Annotated in this window: 1 tRNA gene and 2 rRNA genes; all 3 read left to right on the forward strand. The window is 51.7% G+C overall.

Features of this window, described 5'->3' with window-relative positions:
* Nucleotides 1–415 precede the first annotated feature (415 nt).
* The 3 genes from GFB49_RS20665 (at nucleotide 416) to GFB49_RS20675 (ending at nucleotide 3,597) form a co-directional block, all read left to right on the forward strand.
* Nucleotides 416–3,242 (forward strand): 23S ribosomal RNA (locus tag GFB49_RS20665).
* Nucleotides 3,243–3,358: 116 nt separating this feature from the next.
* Nucleotides 3,359–3,473: ribosomal RNA gene (gene rrf, locus GFB49_RS20670) — 5S ribosomal RNA — on the forward strand.
* A gap of 47 nt (nucleotides 3,474–3,520) precedes the next feature.
* Nucleotides 3,521–3,597: transfer RNA gene (locus GFB49_RS20675), tRNA-Met, on the forward strand.
* Nucleotide 3,598 lies beyond the last annotated feature (1 nt).

The following is a 3,598-nucleotide window of genomic DNA, read 5'->3' on the forward strand; positions in this document are numbered from 1 at the left end:
AAGATGTGCTTCTTAAACGTCCAATCGGGCGCAGTATTCCTTCTCTCAAGAGAGTGGAACTTGATATCGTTTATAGAGATTACAATCAACAACACCGTTGGTCTCCTCGAGTAAGGGGATGACCTCTTGAAGGTGATGCTGCTCTTGCAGCTGATAGCAGATTGGCTCGTCATGTTTCCTCAGACGACTTTCTGTATGCTTTCTTGAAATGACGGTAGTTGTCCAAGTCAAGTACACTAACCCGCATGATTAAGTTCATGCAAAGTTCGCTTCACCGACATGAAGCGAGCGGGAAAGTATGCTTTTGGTTCAGAAAGACAAGCGGCAGATCTTACCAGCTTCTGTCGTAGACTGTGTAAATGCACTCAAGGCGCTTCGGCGCGGTAGTGCAAATAGACTGTCTCTTTCTGGATCAAATCAAGCGCGAGAAGGGCGTTTGGTGGATGCCTTGGCAGTAAGAGGCGATGAAGGACGTGATACTCTGCGATAAGTCATGGGGAGCTGAGAATAAGCTTTGATCCATGAATTTCCGAATGGGGCAACCCACTGGATACTCTACTATAATCTGCATTGCAGTTTATAGCGGGGTAAACCCAGTACTTTTAACCTGAATACATAGGGTTTTAAGAGCAAACCCGGGGAACTGAAACATCTAAGTACCCGGAGGAAAGGAAATCAATGATACTCCCCTAGTAGCGGCGAGCGAACGGGGACCAGCCGAGCCTGATAAGTGACCAGAATATGTTGGGAAACATAGCCATAGCGGGTGATAGCCCCGTATGGGAAGCTTTGAAGGACGTATTAAGTAGGGCGGAACACGTGAAATTCTGTCTGAAGATCGGAGGACCACCTTCGAAGGCTAAGTACTCCTTACTGACCGATAGCGAACCAGTACCGTGAGGGAAAGGTGAAAAGCACCCCGACAAGGGGAGTGAAACAGTACCTGAAACCGAACGCCTACAATCAGTCGGAGGATCTTAAGATCTGACGGCGTACCTTTTGTATAATGGGTCATCGACTTGGTCTCACGTGCAAGCTTAAGCCGTTAGGTGTAGGCGTAGCGAAAGCGAGTCTTAATAGGGCGCATGAGTTCGTGGGATCAGACCCGAAACCGAGTGATCTAGGCATGACCAGGCTGAAGGTGCGGTAACACGCACTGGAGGGCCGAACCCACATCTGTTGAAAAAGATCGGGATGAGTTGTGCCTAGGGGTGAAAGGCCAATCAAACTCGGAGATAGCTGGTTCTCTGCGAAATCTATTTAGGTAGAGCGTCATCCGAATACCCCGGGGGGTAGAGCACTGGATGGGTAATGGGGCCCCACAGGCTTACTGATCCTAACCAAACTCCGAATACCCGGGAGTACTAGATGGCAGACACACTGCGGATGCTAACGTCCGTAGTGGAGAGGGAAACAACCCTGACCTCCGGCTAAGGCCCCTAATTCATGGCTAAGTGGGAAAGCAGGTGGGATGTCCAAAACAACCAGGAGGTTGGCTTAGAAGCAGCCATCCTTTAAAGATAGCGTAACAGCTCACTGGTCTAATTAAGACGTCCTGCGGCGAAGATGTAACGGGGCTCAAGCCATGAGCCGAAGCCGAGGATGCACATAGTGCATGGTAGCAGAGCGTAGTGTGATATAGTTCCATGCGTCTTTAACCTTCTCCGGAAGGTCTTAGACGCACGGAACTTTCGATGAAGCGGGCGCGTGAGCGATCCCGTGGAGAGATCACTAGTGAGAATGATGACATGAGTAGCGACAAAGAGTGTGAGAGACACTCTCGCCGAAAGTCCAAGGGTTCCTGCTTAAAGCTAATCTGAGCAGGGTAAGCCGGCCCCTAAGCCGAGGCCGAAAGGCGTAGGCGATGGGAACTAGGTTAATATTCCTAGGCCAGGAGGATGTGACGGATTGTGAAGGTAGTTTGCCCTTATCGGATTGGGTGGGCTGCTGATCAGTCCCTGGAAATAGCCCTCCATCAGACCGTACCCTAAACCGACACAGGTGGACTGGTAGAGAATACCAAGGCGCTTGAGAGAACGATGTTGAAGGAACTCGGCAAAATACCTCCGTAAGTTCGCGAGAAGGAGGCCCGGGTCCTACGCAAGTGGAATCCGGGGGCACAAACCAGGGGGTGGCGACTGTTTATTAAAAACATAGGGCTCTGCGAAGTCGCAAGACGACGTATAGGGTCTGACGCCTGCCCGGTGCCTGAAGGTTAAAAGGAGGGGTGAGAGCTCCGAATTGAAGCCCAGGTAAACGGCGGCCGTAACTATAACGGTCCTAAGGTAGCGAAATTCCTTGTCGGGTAAGTTCCGACCTGCACGAATGGCGTAACGACTTCCCCGCTGTCTCCAACATCGACTCAGCGAAATTGAATTGCCTGTCAAGATGCAGGCTTCCCGCGGTTAGACGGAAAGACCCCGTGCACCTTTACTACAGCTTCGCACTGGCATCAGGATTGTGACGTGCAGGATAGGTGGTAGGCATCGAAACTCAAACGCCAGTTTGAGTGGAGCCTCCCTTGAGATACCACCCTTCGCACTCTTGATGTCTAACCGCGGTCCATCATCTGGATCCGGGACCCTGCGTGGCGGGTAGTTTGACTGGGGCGGTCGCCTCCTAAAGAGTAACGGAGGCGCGCGAAGGTTGGCTCAGAGCGGTCGGAAATCGCTCGTTGAGTGCAATGGCAAAAGCCAGCCTGACTGCAAGACTGACAAGTCGAGCAGAGACGAAAGTCGGCCATAGTGATCCGGTGGTCCCGAGTGGAAGGGCCATCGCTCAACGGATAAAAGGTACGCCGGGGATAACAGGCTGATACTGCCCAAGAGTCCATATCGACGGCAGTGTTTGGCACCTCGATGTCGGCTCATCTCATCCTGGGGCTGGAGCAGGTCCCAAGGGTACGGCTGTTCGCCGTTTAAAGAGGTACGTGAGCTGGGTTTAGAACGTCGTGAGACAGTTCGGTCCCTATCTGCCGTGGGTGTAGGATACTTGAGAGGAGTTGCCCCTAGTACGAGAGGACCGGGGTGAACGATCCACTGGTGGACCAGTTATCATGCCAATGGTAGTGCTGGGTAGCTATGATCGGAAAGGATAACCGCTGAAGGCATCTAAGCGGGAAGCCCCCCTCAAAACAAGGTATCCCTGAGGGCCGTGGTAGACCACCACGTCAATAGGCCGGAGATGTAAGCACAGCAATGTGCTCAGTTGACCGGTACTAATCGCCCGATAGGCTTGATTTGATCCAGAAATAGACAGTGTAAAAAAAACACCGTCATCAAGCAAAAACCAAAAGCAAACTTAACTCGGACAACCTTGATTGTATGCGTCAAAAAAAAGACGCACGGTATTGCCTCGGTTTGGTGGCAACAGCAAGAGCAAAACACCCGGTCCCATCCCGAACCCGGAAGTTAAGTGCCTCAGCGCCAATGGTACTTGGGCTTAAGCCCTGGGAGAGTAGGTCACCGCCAAACCTAGACAATACCAATATCTCTATAAATCGATAAAAAAACAAAACCAACGCGGGATGGAGCAGCCAGGTAGCTCGTCAGGCTCATAACCTGAAGGTCGTAGGTTCAAATCCTACTCCCGCAACCAA

Source organism: Tritonibacter litoralis (genome assembly GCF_009496005.1).
Classification (GTDB): domain Bacteria; phylum Pseudomonadota; class Alphaproteobacteria; order Rhodobacterales; family Rhodobacteraceae; genus Epibacterium; species Epibacterium litoralis.